This window comes from Paenibacillus periandrae (genome assembly GCF_022458865.1).
Lineage (GTDB): Bacteria > Bacillota > Bacilli > Paenibacillales > NBRC-103111 > Paenibacillus_S > Paenibacillus_S periandrae.
In genome coordinates this window covers 37154-55159 of sequence record NZ_JAJNMU010000012.1, presented here as the reverse complement: position 1 = coordinate 55159, position 18006 = coordinate 37154, and the positions used below count along the sequence as shown (strand labels likewise).

The 18006-nt window shown below is 45.3% G+C and carries 20 protein-coding genes; 4 read left to right on the top strand and 16 right to left on the bottom strand.

Translation table 11 applies throughout. From position 1 onward, the window contains the following. Positions 1-4 precede the first annotated feature (4 nt). Entirely contained in the window at positions 5-1321 is a 1317-nt protein-coding gene (locus tag LRL21_RS20690; RefSeq protein ID WP_240417688.1) for a sensor histidine kinase, read from the bottom strand. Beyond that, entirely contained in the window at positions 1314-2006 is a 693-nt protein-coding gene (locus tag LRL21_RS20685) for a response regulator transcription factor (protein WP_240417687.1), read from the bottom strand. The genes LRL21_RS20690 and LRL21_RS20685 overlap by 8 nt, the downstream gene beginning before the upstream one ends. Positions 2007-2173: 167 nt before the next feature. On the opposite strand from LRL21_RS20685, the gene LRL21_RS20680 reads away from it, so the two are divergent. Genes LRL21_RS20680 through LRL21_RS20670 form a run of 3 tightly spaced genes read left to right on the top strand, consistent with a single transcriptional unit; the run spans position 2174 to position 4441 of the window. Next, on the top strand, positions 2174-2725 hold the full coding sequence (locus LRL21_RS20680; RefSeq protein ID WP_240417686.1) for an FMN-binding protein: 552 nt from the start codon (positions 2174-2176) through the stop codon (positions 2723-2725). Further along, positions 2722-3639 (top strand): FAD:protein FMN transferase, encoded by a 918-nt coding sequence (locus tag LRL21_RS20675; RefSeq protein ID WP_240417685.1) that lies wholly within the window; start codon positions 2722-2724, stop codon positions 3637-3639. Before LRL21_RS20680 ends, LRL21_RS20675 begins: the two co-directional genes overlap by 4 nt. After that, complete coding sequence (locus tag LRL21_RS20670) at positions 3632-4441, top strand: RnfABCDGE type electron transport complex subunit D (protein WP_240417684.1); 810 nt, start codon at positions 3632-3634, stop codon at positions 4439-4441. The genes LRL21_RS20675 and LRL21_RS20670 overlap by 8 nt, the downstream gene beginning before the upstream one ends. Before the next feature lie 46 nt (positions 4442-4487). Here LRL21_RS20670 and LRL21_RS20665 read toward each other — a convergent pair whose 3' ends face one another. The 5 genes from LRL21_RS20665 to LRL21_RS20645 form a co-directional block, all read right to left on the bottom strand. Then, a complete protein-coding gene (locus LRL21_RS20665) occupies positions 4488-5039 on the bottom strand; it encodes a hypothetical protein (RefSeq protein WP_240417683.1) in 552 nt (183 codons plus the stop codon). Between the two features lie 89 nt (positions 5040-5128). Next, positions 5129-6028 carry a cation diffusion facilitator family transporter gene (locus LRL21_RS20660; protein ID WP_420832475.1) on the bottom strand — a complete coding sequence of 300 codons (900 nt, stop codon included), beginning with the start codon at positions 6026-6028 and terminating at the stop codon, positions 5129-5131. A 418-nt stretch (positions 6029-6446) separates the two neighbouring features. Next, complete coding sequence (rlmN, locus tag LRL21_RS20655) at positions 6447-7508, bottom strand: dual-specificity RNA methyltransferase RlmN (protein ID WP_240417681.1); 1062 nt, start codon at positions 7506-7508, stop codon at positions 6447-6449. Between the two features lie 162 nt (positions 7509-7670). Further along, on the bottom strand, positions 7671-8945 hold the full coding sequence (locus LRL21_RS20650; RefSeq protein WP_240417680.1) for an MFS transporter: 1275 nt from the start codon (positions 8943-8945) through the stop codon (positions 7671-7673). A gap of 64 nt (positions 8946-9009) precedes the next feature. Beyond that, positions 9010-9432, bottom strand: a complete 423-nt coding sequence (locus LRL21_RS20645; protein WP_240417679.1) for a MarR family winged helix-turn-helix transcriptional regulator — start codon at positions 9430-9432, stop codon at positions 9010-9012. A gap of 173 nt (positions 9433-9605) precedes the next feature. Between LRL21_RS20645 and LRL21_RS20640 the strand changes: the two genes are divergently transcribed. Continuing rightward, the gene (locus tag LRL21_RS20640) at positions 9606-10358 is read left to right on the top strand and encodes a MerR family transcriptional regulator (protein ID WP_240417895.1); all 753 of its coding nucleotides are present in this window, start codon (positions 9606-9608) and stop codon (positions 10356-10358) included. 132 nt (positions 10359-10490) lie between these two features. On the opposite strand, the gene LRL21_RS20635 is transcribed toward LRL21_RS20640, so the two are convergent. The 9 genes from LRL21_RS20635 to LRL21_RS20595 all read right to left on the bottom strand — a co-directional run bounded on the left by LRL21_RS20635 (position 10491) and on the right by LRL21_RS20595 (position 18002). Further along, a complete protein-coding gene (locus LRL21_RS20635) occupies positions 10491-11735 on the bottom strand; it encodes an MFS transporter (RefSeq protein ID WP_420832474.1) in 1245 nt (414 codons plus the stop codon). A gap of 47 nt (positions 11736-11782) precedes the next feature. After that, positions 11783-12490 carry a FadR/GntR family transcriptional regulator gene (locus tag LRL21_RS20630; protein WP_240417677.1) on the bottom strand — a complete coding sequence of 236 codons (708 nt, stop codon included), beginning with the start codon at positions 12488-12490 and terminating at the stop codon, positions 11783-11785. An 87-nt stretch (positions 12491-12577) separates the two neighbouring features. Continuing rightward, complete coding sequence (gene trpA, locus LRL21_RS20625) at positions 12578-13360, bottom strand: tryptophan synthase subunit alpha (RefSeq protein WP_240417676.1); 783 nt, start codon at positions 13358-13360, stop codon at positions 12578-12580. Then, entirely contained in the window at positions 13332-14570 is a 1239-nt protein-coding gene (gene trpB / locus LRL21_RS20620; RefSeq protein WP_240417894.1) for a tryptophan synthase subunit beta, read from the bottom strand. Before trpB ends, trpA begins: the two co-directional genes overlap by 29 nt. Positions 14571-14575: 5 nt before the next feature. Next, positions 14576-15553: a sugar-binding transcriptional regulator gene (locus tag LRL21_RS20615; protein WP_240417675.1), complete on the bottom strand. Its 978-nt coding sequence runs from the start codon at positions 15551-15553 to the stop codon at positions 14576-14578. 156 nt (positions 15554-15709) lie between these two features. Continuing rightward, positions 15710-16006, bottom strand: a complete 297-nt coding sequence (locus LRL21_RS20610; protein ID WP_240417674.1) for a hypothetical protein — start codon at positions 16004-16006, stop codon at positions 15710-15712. 197 nt (positions 16007-16203) lie between these two features. Next, positions 16204-16572, bottom strand: coding sequence for a DUF423 domain-containing protein (locus LRL21_RS20605; protein WP_240417673.1), 369 nt, complete (start codon positions 16570-16572; stop codon positions 16204-16206). A 60-nt stretch (positions 16573-16632) separates the two neighbouring features. Then, positions 16633-17142, bottom strand: a complete 510-nt coding sequence (locus LRL21_RS20600) for a GNAT family N-acetyltransferase (protein WP_240417672.1) — start codon at positions 17140-17142, stop codon at positions 16633-16635. A gap of 305 nt (positions 17143-17447) precedes the next feature. Further along, a complete protein-coding gene (locus tag LRL21_RS20595; protein WP_240417671.1) occupies positions 17448-18002 on the bottom strand; it encodes an S-layer homology domain-containing protein in 555 nt (184 codons plus the stop codon). Between the last annotated feature and the right edge of the window lie 4 nt (positions 18003-18006).

The following is an 18006-nucleotide window of genomic DNA, read 5'->3' as shown; positions in this document are numbered from 1 at the left end:
ATAGTCATCCCATTATTTCAGGAAATCGGATGATAAATACACTGCCTTGATCCACGGTGCTCTTGACCGATAACTCGCCTCCATGATTGTGCACAATGCGAGCTGCAATGGATAGCCCCAGCCCTGTTCCCCCGGATTCGCGAGACCTTGCCTTGTCAACTCTATAAAAACGTTCGAATACATGAGGAAGATCTTCCGCCGGAATTCCGCAGCCTTTATCGGCTATCGTAATTTCGATTCCCCCTTTGGTATAGGACTGTGATCGTACAATCACAGATCCTTCAACATCTGAAAATTTTATGGCATTGTCGAGAAGGATATATAACAGCTGACTGATCTGATCGGCATCCCCTTTGTAGGAGCGGCCTTCTTTCAAGCTGTCAACATGAGCCTCAATAAAGATTTGTTTAGCTTGTGCGGCGAGCCGCATACGATCCATTGTGCTCAGAATGGTTTGACGAAGGTCGAACTGCTCCATCTGGCTTAGCTGCATGGCGGAATCACTTCGAGCCAGCAGCAGCAGATTTTCTGTGAGCCGAATCATCCGATGGATTTCATCCCTCATATGTCCCATAACCAATTGATGAATGGACGGCAGCTGCTCTTTTTGTTCCTCCAATATTTCCATAGATGCCTGCAGCACGCTAAGCGGCGTTCGCAGCTCGTGGGAGGCGTCAGCAGTAAAGGCTTTTTGCCGCTCATAGGAACGAGTGATTGGAATCATCGCCCGTCCAGCCAAAATATAACCGAGGATCGAGGCCACAACCAGCAGCAGAATCGATACGCCGCCCAGCAGCCAGCGCATTTCGGTAAGGAGGTGCTTTTGATTGCTGATATCCTCGGCAATATACAACCTGATACCACGTAGATTGTTCATATCCATACTTATGACTGCATAGCTCCGGTTGTCAATCTCTATATGCTGCAGGACATAAGGCTTAGTGTTGACAGCCTGAATCTGGATTTCTCTTAAGTAGCCTTCCGTAACTAATGGATTTCGTACTAAGGATTGCGACAGGATTTGACCATTCATATTTGTAACAACGGCAGCTTGGTTGCTTTGTAAAAACTCCCATTCCATTTTATGTGGTGGACGATTATCCTTCATATCTTTATTGTCATTCATACCGCCGATTGGATTCGTCATCCTTCTTTGCCATTCCATTTGCGCTTTTGCTGAAGCTGCTTCAAGTCTTGTATGTTCATCTCTTGCAAGCACGCCTGACAGCATCAAGTAAAAGGTAACAGCCATTATAATCAGAATTAACCCGATAATCACACTATAAATGATAAAGAGATTTCTTCGTGTTTTTTTAATCATGCGAAACAGCCTCTGAATCCGAAAAACGATAGCCCCGTCCATGGACGCTTTGAATAACTTTGTTCGTATAGGGATCGTCGATCTTCTTACGGAGCAGCTTTACAGTAGCATCTACCGCATTTAATGTCACATCCGCTTCGGTTCCCCACACATAATTCAAAATTCGCTCTCTGGATAATACCTGATCGGTGTTGCGCATCAGGAAGGATAGCAGCTGAAATTCCCTTTTCGTTAAATAGATCATGGACCCATCACGACATGCCTCCTGCGTTTGCAAATTCAGCTTCAAACTATGGGAAGTGCAGCTTTCTTCGTATCCGCTTGTCTGTTTTCTACGATCCAACGCAGTCATACGGGCAAACAGCTCTTCAAAAGCAAACGGTTTAACCAAATAATCGTCTGCTCCATCCACCAAGCCCTTTACCCTGTCCTCGACAGCATCGCGTGCAGTCAGCATCAGGATGGCCGTGTTATCCTTCTGCTTCCTCCGTTCCCTACATAGCTCAAGTCCTGTTTTCCCCGGAATCATCCAATCCAAGATATAAAGATCGTACGCCTCTGCTGCAAATAAACTCTCTGCTTCCTCCGAATTCTTTACCCAATCGACTTGGTGGCCTTCATGCTTAAGCTTGTATTCAATTAAAAAGCCGAGCTTGACGTCATCCTCCACCAGTAATATTCTCATGGCCCCGCCCTTCTTTCACGCTCCTATAGTTAACTATAAACATAACAAAGTTCCATGAAAAAATAATGAAGAAATAGAACGACTTGTCCGGTATGCCTCCAGCCAAACTTTCATGATTTTTTCATCGGCTTATCTTATGATCCATATACAAGGGGTGTACTTAATACTTGACGAAAGGAAAATCAACAATGGCTATTATCGGAAAGAAGCTCATAGCATTATGTTCTACAGCAATCGGTATTGTGTATGCAGCCGGTTATGTCGTTACAGAGCCGCAAAGCCTTCAGGCCATGCATCCAACAGAGTCCGTCATGACCTCAGCTACAAGCTCAAGTGAGCAGGTTCGACCTATAGATCGGCCGCAGCGACACTCAATCTCTAACTCTAACTCAAACTCAAACCCCAAACCTTCCACCCCGACAGCAGTACAGCCTTCAGGTACGAATGCCAAATACAAGGATGGAAGCTACACCGGGTCAGGAACTAACCGCTTTGGTACCGTAGAGGTGGCGGTAACGATTCAAAAGGGCAGCATCGCCAATGTGGAAATTACTCGCAGCGCTACACGTTACCCCGTCACCTACATTGAGAGCTTACCGCAGCAAGTCATCGATAAGCAGAGTGCCAATATTGATACCGTCAGCAGAGCTACCAATAGCTCCAAAGATTTTATCGAAGCTGTTCAACAAGCATTAAGTAAAGCACAACAGCTGTCATGAAGATGAAAAGCGTAGTGCGTACTGCGATATGTATGGATACCCTGATTACGGTAAAAGTAGTTTCTGTCCATTCAGAGCCATTCATGCATCAAGCCATCGATCAGGTGTTTGATTTGTTTACCTTTGTGGAAGCAACCTGCAGCCGCTTTGATGAGAACAGCGAGATTAGAAAAATTAGCCACCATATAGGCTCAGCCATTACGGTCAGTCCATTACTGTTTGAAGCGATTCGCTTCTCCATAGAGCTGGCAGAGATGACGAATGGAGTGTTTGATCCAACAATAGGAAGGCTTATGGAGGAAAAAGGGTTCGACCGTCATTATTTGAATGGTAGTATACCTCTGCCTATAACGGATGCAGCACCCGCCGCGAGCTATAAAGATATTGAGATCGATGAAATTCGTCGGATCGTGAAGCTGTCAAAGCCCCTCGTCCTTGATCTGGGAGCCATTGCCAAAGGTATGGCTATTGATTGGGCCAAACGAATATTGGAAGGCTTCGAGGGATTTTATATCGATGCCGGAGGTGACATTTTTGCTGGGGGCATGAATGAGAGTCATCAGCCTTGGCGAATAGGAATACGTCATCCCCTTGAAAAGGAGCTTACGATTTGTACCCTAAGCATCAGCGATATGGCCGTGTGCACCTCGGGTAGCTATGAACGAATCAGCAAACAAAGTGGGAGCCACCATCTTATTAATCCTCATAATCAGGCCTCCCGTGAAGATTTGTACAGCTGCACGGTTGTCGCCCCCTTCGCAATGCTTGCTGATGGCGCTTCTACGGCTGCTTTTGTACTGGGATATGAACAAGGAAAGAAATGGCTCGACGAAGCAGAGCTTCAAGGACTGTGGATTACTTCTTCCTTACAGTTATATATGACAAACGACATGAAGAGGTATTGGTATGAGTGAAATCCATGAAAACAATAAACCGATGAATCGAAAGCATCCTTTTTTGAAAACTCCCAAGGGCTATGTATTGATTATTCTGCTCGTTTTAACAGGAGTCGCTTCCTTCGGCCCGTTGTCTTTTCAAGGCATTGGTAATATCGTGATCGCTGTTAGCACAGCCGGGGTACTGGACTTTGGTTTGATGGTAATGCTGAAACGAAAAAGACGGGTACCAGATGGCGCTCTGCTCACTGGCCTTATTATCGCACTGGTATTAAGCCCCGCTTCCAGTTGGTTGATCACAGCTGCAGCAGCGGTTATCGCCATTATTTCCAAGCATGTACTCCGCATAAAGAAAAAACCGATTTTTAATCCCGCCGCGGTGGGTCTTCTCGCCGTCCTGCTGTTATTTTCCAGCGGCCACGAATGGTGGGGTGGCTTATCCGCACTTCCAGGATGGACCCTTGTATTTCTTGTGGTCGGAGGCTATCTGGTCGTTAATAAAGTGAATAAATTTCCATTAATTTTTGGATTTCTCGGCACATACTTTGCCTTATTTACTGGAATATCGTTCTATCATGCGCTAGATGTTAACGATATTTTTCGTATCCCTTTTATTAACGCTGTGTTGTTCCTCTCATTCTTCATGCTCAGCGACCCACCCACCTCACCCGGCAAATACCGTGAGCAAATCTTATTTGGAATAGTTGCTGCTGTCTCAAGCGTAGCTGTGAATGTATGGATCGGGGGCTTGTCCTTCCTACTGGCAGGACTGCTGGCGGCTAATCTGGGGTATAGCCTGTATAGAGTAAGAACCCGTTAAGATTTGAACCTTGTAACAATAAAAACCTGGCCAATGGCCAGGTCTTCTACACAAAAGAATGAATCAGAAAAAGTACGGCAAACACTAGTCCTAATCGTAAATGCCACTTTCGATCCAGCTTCTTGTATCTGAATAAACCTGAGACCGGTACAGGAAGAAGGACTAATAAAGCCAGCAATCCACTGATATTGTTGAAATTATACTTAAAGCCATACATAAATACCGCAACGACATGAAGTACAATGAACCCGATCGCTATTATGGCAATTGGCGTATGCAAGCTCCGAGCTAACCGCCACAGTCTGATCATCCATTTTTTCAGGCTGCTCCAGCGATCTACCATCCGCTTCTGCAAAACCAACATAAGCACATAGTTAGCCAGAACAACGAAAAGAGCAAGCCGCGCATTCGAACCATAATTTTTAAAGGTAAATTCGAATTTTTTGCTGTGCAGCACAGAAGCAGATAAATGAATCATACTCCAAAGCCCCCATATCATAATGAATAGGGAAACCGCAGCTGCAGCTAACAACCAAATCCGTTCCCTTTCCGGTATCCACGTCAATGGCCTTGCATACTGCTCGTCTGTTGTTTTCATAAGTGTGCTCCTACTATAACTTTGAGGTTATGGTTGATGCTTCTTATGTTACCCAATTAATATGAAAAAATAATGAAAAAAGCGTCATTCTACCTGGATTCAGCCGGATACCACGGGTTCAAGTGAATTAATACTTCATCCACATCATGGTGGTTATCGATAATGGCTCCTTTTATTTTACGGGAAATATCGTGCCCCTCTTGAATGCTTAATTCACCCGGAATGCTCACCCTGACATCCACGAGTATGTAATGGCCGTGTTCTCTGGCACGCAAGCGGTCGATTCGTTTCACCTGTGAGATGGTTTGGATCAAAGCCGCATATTCATTCAATTTATCGATGCTTACAGTCTTATCCATCAATATACCGACCGTTTCCAGCGACATCTCAATGGCCAGCTTTAATACTAATATCGACACAATGATACCCGCCGCGGGATCTCCATATGATAAATAAGGAATATGATACGTTTCTCCAATGAATGCGAGACCGATTCCGACAACCGCGGCAAGCGATGCATATACATCAGCAAGATGATCATATGCGGTTGCAATTAATCCTTTGCTATTCGTCTGTTTACCAATTCGGATCGTATACATGTACAGGGCCTGTTTCCATATTAAAGAGAGAATCGCTGCAATTAAGGCGATGATACTCGCTTGTGAAGGCTCTTCAAAAAAAGCGGATACCGCCTCATAGCCTATATACACAGCTGCTAGTCCCATAATGACCGCCACGATGCCAGATGCCAGTACCTCAGCCTTTCCATGTCCATAAGGATGATCCTCATCGGCAGGCTGCTTGGATATACGCATGGAGCTCAACGCAGCTATAGTTGCAATAACATCACCCGCGTTATGGACCCCATCGGCCAGTAATACCGGACTGTTAAATAATAGGCCTACCAATAGTTTCATGACAGTCAGCAGCACGTTGCTGATCAAGCTTATCCATACAGCAATCATCGAAGCATCCTTCTTACCCGGCACCATCATTTATTCCCCCCACCAGAACTTTTTCCCTAAGGAAACAAAAAACCTTGACCGATTCCGGTCAAGGTTTAAGGACATTTTCGTATTGTTGTTATTTGGATACGCACAGAAATCACCACTATGAATTAAGATATCCTCGGATTATAGCATATATGATTGGAAATTGTAAACATATGATGAATCGGTGATGAATCGGAAATCGGAGCTAGCTGAAGGTATTGGAGCCTATTCCGCGGAATTCTGTGCAACTTCATGGCCATTTAATACAAGGTTCGTCATCATAAATAGGCTGAAGTATAGAAGCTTAGTTTATTATTCCAATAACTCCAACATTTATCCCGCAGCAAAAAGACCCAACATCAAGTTGATGTGGGCCTTTCGATTCGATATGCTGCCAAGCTCGATCCGTATAGTGTTATTGTGCTTGCGCTACTTGAATTTGTTTACTCCGCAGCTGTCCGCAAGCGGCATCAATATCCGTACCATGCTCATGGCGGATACCACAATTAATGCCTCTCTTCTTCAAGGTATCGTAGAAAGCCAGCACCGACTCCTGATCGCTTCTCTGATATTGACTGTGCTCATCCACAGGGTTATAAGGAATCAGGTTCACATAATGTCGTCTGTTACCGAGCAAATCAGCCAACTCCTCGGCTTCCTGCCTATGATCATTGACATCTTTGAGCAAAATATATTCAAAGGTAATTTTCCGGTTCGCTTTTTCCAAATAATAATCGACAGACTGCATTAATTTTTCAATCGGAATGGCTTTGTTGATTTTCATAATACGGGTTCGAAGCTCATTATTCGGTGCATGCAAGGAAATTGCCAGGTTGACCGGCAGCTTCGTGTCGGCAAATTCGACTATTTTATTGGCAAGCCCGCTCGTTGATACCGTAATATGTCTGGCCGCAATCGTAAGCCCTTTTCGATCTGTGGCGATTTTCAGGAAATTCATCATATTCTCAAAATTATCAAAGGGCTCGCCAATTCCCATGACCACAAGATGACTCACGAATTTACCTGGTTCTTCCATATCCAGATGGTGCTGTACGTTCATAATTTGCTCGATGATTTCCCCGCTGGTTAAATCTCTTTTTTTGGCTAACAGGCCGCTCGCACAAAAGCTGCAGCCGATGTTACAGCCAACCTGCGTGGTGACACAAACCGATAAGCCGTATTTGTGCCGCATCATAACGGTTTCAATCAGATTGCCATCCTTCAGCTTGAACAAAAATTTTCTTGTTCCGTCCGCTGATTCCTGCTTGATATGCTGCTGCAAAGTATGGATTACAAAATGCTCCGCCAATACTTGAACACAATCGGGATTGACATCCTTCATCTCAAAAAAGTCTGTCACCCGTTTTTTATATAGCCAATCCCAGACTTGTGCCGCTCGAAATTTTTTATGCCCGTGCTCCAGAAGCCACGCAGCCAGTTGATCAAATGTTAATCCGAAAATGGATTCCTTATTCATTCGTTACCCTCTTTTCAAAAACTTCAAATTCCCTTCTATTTTACTTAAGCTGGCTCCAAGTAGCAATCTGTTTATAATAATCTTCGGCAAATTTATTGGATTTACCCATGATCCACAGCCATTCTATCCAAAATCCAGTCTGCAGTTGCACAGCATGAAGGTTCAATTGCTCAACGCTGACTTCGCTGTACCTGTGCTTTGGGAAATACGTATCGCCATGAGCGCGGCAAACAAACAGACGAAACCGGCGGCAACAAACGGCACCGTATAGCTGCCCAGCCAATCTCTCATCACACCTGCTCCATAAGCAGCAGCCGAAGCGCCGATTTGATGAGCGACCACGATCCAGCCAAAGATCATCCCGGATTTTTCCTTGCCAAACTCCAGAGATGCAAGTTTAACGGTAGGCGGCACGGTCGCAATCCAATCCAGACCATAAAAGACAGTGAAGATCATCAGTACCGTTGGACTTGCATTCAGAGCAAATGGTAAGAACAGCAAGGAAAGTCCACGAAGTCCATAATACATAAACAGCAGCTTGCGATTATCGTAGCGGTCTGACAGCCAACCAGAGAGTGTCGTTCCGACCAGATCAAACAAACCCATTAAGGCCAGCAAGCCAGCCGCCATAACTTCAGGAATTCCATAATCTCCGCACGCCGGAATAAGATGAGTACCGATCAAGCCATTGGTTGAAAAACCACAGAAAAAGAAGGTGCCTGCCAGCAGCCAAAAGGTTTTGTTCTTTAAAGCAGAGCGCAGCGCCAACAAGGGTGTCAGGAACAAATTTCCCTGGAACACAACGGGCTTGACGAGCTCCTCTGTCCCATAGGGGGCAGCTCCCACCTCATACGGAGAATTTCGCATCCATATGGCTACGATAACCATAAGTACAAGAAGCGCCGCGACAGATGTATAGATTGCATATCTCCAGCCGACCGTAACCGTAACTTGAGCCAGCATCGGCAGGAACAGCAGCTGCCCTGTAGCAGCGCTTGCCGTAAGCAATCCAACCACGAGTCCTTTGCGTTTCACGAACCATTGATTCGTAACCGTTACACCCAGCACGTTCGCCATCATTCCTGTGGAAAGACCTGCAACCAAGCCCCATAACAGCTCAAATTGCCATAGAGCCGTCATATAAGGTGTAATCAGGAGACTGCCTGCCAATACGGCCAGCGATGCGACCATCACTCTTCGAATACCGAACTTTTGCAAAAATGCTGCCGAGAATGGCCCCACTAATCCATATAAAAAAATACCCATCGAGATGACGCTGGATATGCCTCCGCGGCTCCATCCGAATTCTTTTTCAAATGGCAGCATGAGGATGCTTGGCATGGAACGAATTCCTGCAGATACTAGCAGCGTTACGAAGGTGATCAGGACAACCACCCATCCGTAATACACTTTTGAAGACTTGAGCCCTGTTGTCATTTTGCTGGACACTCCCGACATTTCCAATTTTTGTTGTACATACAAAATTGATGTAAAAAAATATTTATTTCTCCAACAGCTCACTGCTTGCTACGATATCCTTGGATAATAGATCCGCGGCTTCTTTGCCCAGAATAGCATCATATCTGCGGTGCAAATTTTGCGACGATTGACGAATCGAGTCCTCCAGCTCTTTCCCTTTTGGTGTCGGGTACACCAATACCGTCTTACCTTGCACCTTGCGCTCCACTAATTGTTTGCCCTCTAATTTATCGATGAAACGTGTAAGCGTGGATGGCGTGATATGCAGCTTTTCGGATAGTTCCTTTTGAGATATTCCCGGGTCACCAATAACGAGACGAATCAGATAGCCGTACATGGGACTCAAACCGGTCGGAGCAAATTCCTCTTCAGCCATTTTTGTAATTGCCCGGCTCAAACGGTTCGCAGTAAAAAACAAGCAATCGAACAAAAATTGATCTTTCATAAGTAACAGCTCCTCCTCTTATTTTGTATGTACAACAAATATAAAACAGCGTACAATTATTGTCAATCTATTTTTATTGGCTTTTGCTTCGAACCTGAAGTACTGATAAAATTGCCACTTGACTCTCCTCTTAGGGTAGACATTAAGCTATGTACAGAAAGGAGGAATGAGCAATATTGTATACAGTAAAAGAAGTATCTGAACTGTCGCATGCAACAATCAAAACGCTTCATCATTATCACAAGATCGGTCTCCTCTTACCTAGCAGGATAAGTGAAGCGGGATACCGGCTGTATGGAACGAAAGAGCTGGAACGTTTGCAAGAGATTCTATTTTACAGAGAATTGGATTTCTCCTTAGATCAAATCAAGGAAATGATGGAACATCATTCAGATCGGTTATCTATTCTTTCGCAGCAGGAGGAGCTGCTCCTTAGCCGCAAAGACAGGCTGGATACCATCGTACAAACATTGCGTAAATCTATTGGATGTATAAAGGAAGGGGAAACCATGGATAACAAGGAAATGTTCAAAGGTTTTGAAAGCGAGGAAAAATGGAACAAAGCGCTGGGCGATCAAAATCAATATTTGAAGGAAACGTATGGGATGGATTCTCTTGAGGTTGTCCCAGAGAAGGTTCAGGAAATCAATGAGCAAGCAGTTGAAGCCATGACCTTTATGAATAAAATGGCAAGCTCATTAAGAGCAGGCATAAAGCATAACGATGAGGAGATAGTTAATTTGATTGGATACCATCTGGAGTTTATGAATAGGCATGGTCATCAAACATCGGCCAAAGATTTTGCAGCGCAGACTCAATTTTTCCTAAATGATGACTTTCATCTTAAAATGCTGGAAGATCAGCAAACCGGGTTGGCTTATTATCTTTCTGCAGCGGCAGAGTCATTTGTGGCAGCAAAACAGTAAAACAGGCTGAAGCTGGGTCCTTGTCATAAGCTTTACCTCGGCTCGTTGGCGAGGGTGCGGATGGGTATGGGTATGAAGTTTCCCCCCTACCCATATCCTTCTTTTCGTTTGATTTTCTAGTTCACTTGCACTTTAATTCGTCACCGCTTGCTTGGAATCAACCGAAACGAGATTGAGACGCGCATCCGTAGGCAGAAAAGCGGCAAGCAAGCCGAGCAGCGGTAAATAAGCGCACAGCTGAATAACAAAGGAAATGCTCGTCGCATCCGCAACAGTACCCAACACAGCGGAACCGATGCCGCCAAGACCAAAAGCCAATCCGAAAAACAATCCGGATACCGTCCCCACCTTCCCTGGCAGCAGCTCTTGGGCGTACACAACAATAACGGAAAATCCCGACAACAAGATGAAACCGATCATCACGCAAAGCACTGCGGACCAGAACAAGCTCACATATGGAAGCAGCAAGGAGAATGGCGCTGTCCCAAGAATCGAAAACCAGATCATATTACGTCTTCCAAATCGGTCAGCCATCGGCCCACCAAGAAACGTTCCTACTGCACCGGCTGCCAGCAAAGCAAAAATAAATACTTGTGCATACTCCGTAGAAATTTTAAAATGATCGATCAAATAAAAGGCGTAAAAGCCTGTCATGCTGGCCACATACACAAATTTAGAAAAAAGCAGCAGAATTAATATACACATCGCATAAGCAATCATCGATTTTGGCAGGTTGTTTCTAACGACTTTGACAGCCTTTTTGATTGTCGACTGCCTGGTCATATAGCCGCGATACCATTTGGCTACAAAGACTTGAACCAATATCGCGGCCAATGCTGCTATCGTAAACCAGATGATTCCGAATTGACCGAGAGGTACAAATATGAGTGCTGTAAATACGGGTGCCAGCGCCTGACCAATGTTCCCTCCCGTCTGAAAAATCGATTGTGCCAACCCTCTACGTGGACCTGCAGCCAAATAGGCGACACGTGATGCCTCAGGATGGAGTACGGATGAGCCAAGCCCGATCAGTATTACCGATATTATAACCTGTGCAAATGAGCCGGCAAAAGCCAATACGACCATCCCAAGAAGGGAAAACACTACTCCGGCTGGAAGCAAAAAGGGTTTGGGCTTGGCATCGGTATAAAGACCGATCAGCGGTTGAAACATCGATGCGGTTACGTTCAAGGTAAAGGCAATCCAGCCAATCTGGGAAAAGCTCAGCTTCAGGGATTCATGTAGAATCGGAAAAATAGCGGGAATAACCGATTGAATCGAATCATTTAATAAATGGACCAGACTGATCGCGAACAAAATGGAGAACACTGTCGTATTTTGCGGGTTACTTGCCGCAGGCGTTTTTATCATAATCATCATACCTTTCATCTTATCATCTGATGTTTAAGAACAAGGAAAGGCCATTACTCCATTCCCAAATACCTTTGAAGCTCTGCAATAGTACCATCCAAATTTTGTGAGGTCCAATGCATGGCTGCCTGTACATCCTTTTCCTGAATCGATTGATACAGTCGTTCATGGAACAACGTATGCGGGTCATGTCCGACTTGATATTTCGCCAGCTTCTGAAGGGCGTCCAGCAGAACGGTGGAAAACGTACGAAACAAATCGATAACGACACTGTTCTTGCTTGCGACAGCTACCGATAAATGAAAATCGATATCAGCAAGCAAATATGCATCAGTATCCCCTCTGTCCAATGCGGCTGAACGATTGTCCAAATGAATTCTCATTTTTTCAAGATCGTCTTCGTCGCGGCGGCTGGCGGCCAATCTGGATATTTCCAGCTCCAGCATTTTTCTAACCTCATACACCTCCAATATTTCAGCTCGCCGTAACCGATGAACAAGTGGCTCCTGAATTACAGAACTGGACGTCAAATACGTTCCAAACCCCTGCTTCTTCTCCAGCAAGCCTGCATGAACGAGCACTCTTACGGCTTCACGAATCGTGGAGCGCCCCACTCCGAATTGCTCCATGAGCTCGGGCTCCGTAGGAATTTTATCGCCCTGACGAATTTCACCGCTGGATATTTTCTTCTGCAGTTGAATGACAACGTCGTCAACCAGCTTGGGACGATTCAGTGATTGAAACGTCACCTTCGGATTCATCTGATCATCTCCTTTTGTGCATATTACCATAACTATCTAAATTTTATCAAGAAAAAAATAATTTGTCATGTGTTTTCACAAGGCAGGCTACAGCTCCGCCAAGGTAGCCATAAATTCCTCCACACGATGAAGCCCGCCTTCTTCAAGCAGCTTAAGCAGCTGACTCCCGATGATCGCAATATCGCTCTTGCCGATCAAATATTCCACATCACTGCGCTGCTGGATGCCGAATCCGACCCCGATCGGAGTTAAAGCATGTTCACGGCAATAACCCAAAAATTGGGTGGTTGCATCATCAAATATGGTTTGTGTACCTGTAAGTCCTTTGCGGGCCACACAGTACAGCATGCCTCCGGTTTGACTGGCAATATAGGCGAACCGTTCCTCCGTCGTATAAGGCGTAACCAATAATATAGGCTCCACACCATAACTCCGGCATGCCTTCAAGAAGATTTCACTTTCTTCGGGATAAGCATCCGGGACTATTAAACCGCTGATCCCTATAGCTGCACACTTTTCCACAAAGCGTTCCACGCCATATTGATAGAGCACATTATAGTAGGTCATGAAAATAAACGGAATATTAAAGTCCCGGACGACACGCTCGGCAAAAGCCAGGCATTGTTCAACCGTCGTGCCCCGCTCCAAAGCACCTTGATTCGCTCGAAGAAAAATCGGTCCGTCCGCTATTGGCTCAGAAAACGGAATCTGAAGCTCGATCAAATCAACACCATACTGATGCAGCAAACTAATCATCTTATAGTTGGTCTCAAAATCGGGGTAGCCTAAAATTTGATGAGCCATAATGCGGATTTTTTTATTCGTCTGGCGAGACAAGTATTCAGCTAGTGGCGTTGGCATATTGCTCATTTTTGCGTGCGATAAATGCTGTCCATTCGTCATCCTGCAATCCCTCCGCTATATTAAATATATCTTTGTCGCCTCTACCGGACATATTGATAATAACGATTTCCTGATCTGTGGTTTGCTCGATTTCCCGAAAAGCACCGGCGAAGGCGTGCGTTGATTCGAGTGCAGGAACCAAACCTTCCTTCGTCATAATCAGCTTCAATGCATCAATCACCTCGTCATCGGTAGCTGCTTCGAATCGCACACGGCCCTGTTCAGCCAGATCTGCTAGAATAGGCGAGACTCCTGTATAGTCAAGTCCTGCTGCGATACTGTAAGTATCCCGCATCTGACCATCCTTATTTTGCAGAAATAAGGTTTTATAGCCCTGTGCAATCCCGGTTGTCCCCTGCCCATAAGCAATACGCGAAGCATGTAAACCCGAGGTTATTCCTTTACCTCCGGCCTCGACACCAATAAGGTCGACTTCACGATGCGGCATAAAGGTCTGAAACACACCCAGAGCATTCGAGCCTCCACCCACACAAGCATACACGCGGTTAGGAAGTCTGTTAGCAGCCTGCATGATCTGCTCCTTTGCTTCCTTCCCGATGATCGACTGGAAATAAGCGACTATGCTTGGGAATGGATGTGCACCGGAAGCCGTTCCCAGCAAGTAATGGGTATGCTCAAACGAAGAAACCCAATCGCGCAGAGCCTCGTTAATCGCATCCTTCAGCGTTCGGGAGCCGTAATCAACAGGTACCACCTCAGCCCCGTAACGCTTCATCCAAAATACATTGGCATACTGCCGCTCCATATCCTCGCGCCCCATATATATGGTTGCGTTCAGTCCAAGCTTGGCGGCCACAATCGCAGTAGCCACACCATGCTGCCCTGCGCCGGTTTCGGCTATGACCCGTGTTTTGTTCATTCGTTTGGCTAACAAGCCTTGTCCGAGCGCATTGTTAATTTTATGAGCGCCCGAGTGATTCAGATCCTCTCGTTTAATATAGATACGTGCCTTGCCAAAATATTGGGTCAGTCCTTCGGCATACGTTAGAGGGGTTGGTCTTCCCGAGAAATCAGCCAGCATGCTCAGATAGGTTTGCCAAAATGCGGAATCCTGCTTGATTTGTTCAAAATGCTCATTCAACTCAGCAAATGCCGGAACCAATATTTCCGGAATAAAAGAGCCGCCAAACGCTCCGTAATATCCTTGCTGCTCCATCTCACTCATCCTTTCGTAGTAGCCTTCTGCTCCTCCAGAGCTAGCACGGCTTGTGCAGTATCCAGATCCGTAACCAGAATATCGATCCATTTGCCGCGGAGAGCAGCCGTTATCGCTTCAGCTTTTTCCAATCCGCCTGCAAGACCGATCACATTAGGGATACCTCGCAGCTCGGAGGCCGTAATGCCGATCATCCGCTTACTGGCTGCAAAGTCTAACAGCTCGCCCTGCTTGCCCAGAAAGGAGGCGCATATATTAGCAACCGCTCCACGGTTTTGTACATCCTGAAAATCGGCTTCGCTAAAATAACCTGATTCCACAATTGTTGCCTGCTCGGATACCTGGCCAATCCCGACTACAGCAAGCTGGCTTCGCCCAGCTAACTGCAGCACCTCGGCAATTTGCGGCTCCTGACGGAGATAAGTGCAGGCTTCCTCGGAGCCGACTACGGCTGGGGCATGCAGCAGCCAATGCTTGGAGCGCAGCTTTCCAGCGAGCATGCTGGTGTTGGCATTGGCGTGCCATGTCGCACCTTCAGAGCCCCATCCGCCAATAAGCGAGACGAATTGCAGATTTTTCCTGGAAAAGTATTCAATTTCATTGCACAACGAGCTGATCGTATGACCTGCCATCACTCCTACCAAATCATCATCCTTGAGAGCGGATTCGAGCAGAGCAGCACAGGTACGTCCCAGCTGAAGATTTCTTGCGGCTGCATCCGCATCTGGAATATGAACAATCAAGGCATCATGAATTCCGAACATTTCTATCAGTCTTTTCTCAATCTCTTGTTCAATGGAGTAAGGATTCCTGATATGAATTTGCACGATGCCTTCTGCTTTCGCGGCTGTGAGCATCCGACTGACATGAGGGCGTGAAATTCCGAGCCGTTGAGCAATTTCCTGCTGATTGTGGCCTTCTTCATAATACAGCTGACTTATTTTGACGAGCAGACGGTTGCGCTCAAGATGAATATCCGACATCGTATTCTCCTATCCATTATGTACATATGTACTTTTAATGTACGTTTGTTCTTCATTATAATTCACACGTTTACCTTTTGGCAAGGAGTTCTTGTAGCAGCTGTCCCCCAAGCAAAAAGCAGCCGTATGGCTGCTTCAAATTATACTCATATTAAGTTAATTATGCTTCCAAGAGGTAGGCTGGCCGGACCTTGGACAGTTCGGAAACACATCGCCCTGCTTCAGTTCTATACGTTCTCCATCCTTGTCTTTGTAATGCCCTGATTCTGTAACCTTTTCTCCGGATCGATGCTGATGATCAGCGTGTCTCCATGAGGTAGGCTGCTGTGTTTGGGGACATGCCGGAAATCTTTCACCCTTTTGAAGCTCCTTGGTTTCGCCAACAGCACATACATACTTACCTGTTTCACCCACTACTTCATTCGTTTGATGCAAATCGTATGTCGTATTCATTCTGATCATCCTCTCATCGTTGTTTATTGTTTTGTTTCATATCCACTCCTGCGCCTGTTTACTATTTACCCGTTACATCGGAATACCAAACCCTTCACCCCTATAATAGTCGGTGTAACCGTACCTCCAATACAAAAAATCCGCCATTTAGGCGGATTGCGGAACCGTGCGATCTATAGCTTTTTGCCGTTCTGAACTTACCCTTGAACTATAGCAACAATCAATAATAACCAGCCTACAATGAAAGCCAGTCCGCCGATCGGTGTGATTGCTCCCAGCTTTTTAATACCTGTAGTACTTAATACATAAAGGCTTCCGCTAAACAAAATAATCCCTGCGAACAAGAACCAGCCTGCCGTGTATATGAGCTGACTTTTCACAATACCATTGGAGATAATACCCAAGCCAAGCAATGCAAGACCATGGGCAATCTGGTATTGAACACCTGTTTGATAGACAGCAGACATTTCCGCAGAAATTTTCTTCTTGAGCGCATGGGCTCCAAAAGCACCCAAAATTACTGAAATAAGCATATTAAGGCTGCCAAGCAGCAAAAGCGTTTGCATGTTATTCCTCCTGAATATGTTGTAGTTTAACTTACCTGGATAGGCCGCTACGATCACTGATCAGCCTTTCCATTCCGAAGCTAATATTCCCATGATATAAGTATCATAATAACGACCGTCGCTATAGGCATGACTTCTCAGCTGACCTTCAATGACAAAACCGGTCTTTTGATACAAGCCTATCGCTTGTTCATTAATTCCTCTTGTCGTTAAATAGATTTTATTCAGCCGAAGCTGCTTGAAGCCTATATCGATCATCTTCCTCATTGCTGCACCCGCATAACCCTTTCCGCGACTCTCCGGTGCAATCAAAATACCGATACTTGCCCTGCCGTGCTCATGCTCAATATTTTGCAAAAAAATCCAGCCAACCGTATGTAATTCTTCATTATCAATAGCCAGAACCAAATCACCATTTTTGCGTTTTTTTTCGACGTGCTGTACCGTTTCTTCATAGGTTCTGGGAACTCGGCCTATCATGGAAATAGAATCCGCATCATTGAACCAGCGGTGCAGCTCCTTCATATCCTCTGACTCGAAGGCTCTAAGATTGACGTAACTTATGCTCACCTGCATTCCCCCAATTGATGATTTAACCATCCTGTCGGCTTGTCATCCATAATCTGATATTGAATCTTTACTTCTAAAGACCCAATTTGAATTGTAACATAATTACTTTGACGTTGTAACAGGTCAGTCGCACCCAAAGTCCGTTCAATAATCCCCGAAAATATAAGAAAAGCTTCTGATCGAAGCCTATTCGACGGAGATACATCCGTGTTTTAAATGTAGCTTTTCTTGCGAGATAAGAATTCGTTCAGCTTCGCTGAAAACATACAAATTCTCATCTCTTAAAAAAAGCTATCCCCAAGATCTTATCGACCCTGCGGGATAGCCTGATTGCGCTTAACATCGTCGTTTACTTTTTCAACAGTTACTGAAACAGCTTCTACCGGAGCTGGAGCTGGTTCCGGTGCTAGCACATGTTCATTCAATACTCGGATAGCATTATATACCCAAATTGCAGCGCCACCACGCGTGAGTTGACTCTTTGGATTTAACTTGCCATCCTTGTCCAGCTCGGCAATTTTGTAATGAAGCATACGCTGCAATGCGCCTTGGTATTCAGGAGTAATTTGATTCTCATCGCTGATCGCAGCAGGTACAATTTTTATCTGTGGAAAATTGCCTTTCTTTTCTAAGGCGCGAACCAGCAAATCACCGAATTGCTCACGTGTAACGGCTGCATTGGGATTCACATCCTTCGGAATCTCCAAGCCATTATAATAAGCAATAACAAAAGCATTCGCATACCAAGCGTTATCCGCAATATGGGTATACGTCCCTGATGCCACAGGCAGCGACTTAAAACGAATCATATCGATGTTCAAATCCAATGCTTTGACATGTATACAAATAGCTTCACTCATGGAT